The organism is Trichococcus ilyis, from assembly GCF_900109135.1.
Taxonomy (GTDB): Bacteria; Bacillota; Bacilli; order Lactobacillales; family Aerococcaceae; genus Trichococcus; species Trichococcus ilyis.
Genome location: NZ_FNYT01000060.1, coordinates 1 through 1210 on the forward strand (window position 1 = coordinate 1; position 1210 = coordinate 1210).

Annotated in this window: 1 protein-coding gene; it reads right to left on the bottom strand. The window is 49.2% G+C overall.

All coding sequences use genetic code 11. From position 1 onward, the window contains the following. Positions 1-66: 66 nt before the first annotated feature. A complete protein-coding gene (gene tnpB, locus BMX58_RS14515; RefSeq protein WP_242653624.1) occupies positions 67-1209 on the bottom strand; it encodes an IS200/IS605 family element RNA-guided endonuclease TnpB in 1143 nt (380 codons plus the stop codon). Between the last annotated feature and the right edge of the window lies 1 nt (position 1210).

The following is a 1210-nucleotide window of genomic DNA, read 5'->3' on the forward strand; positions in this document are numbered from 1 at the left end:
CCCACCTATGCTTATGCTTAGAGGTGGGAGATTCCTAAAAACTCCGACCTATCGGTCAGATTCTCGTTAGGCTAACCCCGTGGCCCCCACGGTTCGGGAAGCTAAAATACGCAGTGCTTCCTGCTTCAAGTTTATGCTTGCGTTGTAATCCCGGTCGTGATAGCTCCCGCATTCGGGGCAAGTCCACTTCCGCACACGGGGATTCTTCACGTCTTTGTTTTGGTAGCCGCAACAGGAACATAGCTGGCTGGAAGGGAAGTTTTTTGCGACAACAACGACTTCTTTCCCATACCAATTCGCTTTATACTCCAGCATTGTGCGGAATTGCGACCAACTGACTTCGCTGATGGCTTTCGAAAGTTTTCGGTTCTTGACCATGTTGGATACCTGCAAATCCTCAATCCCAATCACATCGTGGTTTTTGATGATGGCGGTGGAGATTTTATGCAGGTAATCGTTCCGTTTATTGGTGATATCCTCGTGGATACAGGCGACCTTGCGTTTCTGCTTCTGGTAGTTCTTCGCCTCGAACAGCTTCTTGCCGTCCTTGCGGGCTTTCTCCATTCGGCGGGACAGTATTTTCTGTTCCTTCGCCAATTTCTTTTCCATTGTTCGGAAAAACTTCGGATTTTCGAAGACGGTTTTGTCTTCATCCGATAGGATGGCAAAGTCTTTCAATCCGACATCCACGCCAACGGTAGTGTTTGTTTTGGGAGTGGGGTGGGTTTCGACTTCGCACAAGATGGACACGAAATATTTTCCGGACGGATTGCGCCGGATGGTGGCGTTCAGGATACGCCCTTCGGGTTCCCGACTCTTGTCGAATGCAACCAGCCCCAATTTAGGGAGTTTCAACTTGTTCCCGACAATCGCGATGTTGCCGTTTGTATGCTTGGTCGTGTACGACTGTACCGGATTCTTTTTGCTCTTGTAGTGGGGGAAGCTGTTCTGTTTCTTGAAGAAGCGGTCGTAACTGTCCGATAGGTTCCGTAAGGAAGATTGGAGGGCGGTACTGTCGACCTCTTTCAGCCAGAGCGTCTCCTCTTCCTTCTTCAGCAACGTCAACTTGGCGGAACAAGTGTTGTAATTCAATCCTTTTCCTGTTTCCTGATAGGTTTTGTTCCATTCGGACAGGAAATGGTTGAACACGAACCGGGAGCAGCCGATGGTCTTGGCAATCAGGATTTGTTGTTCCTGATTGGGGTAGATC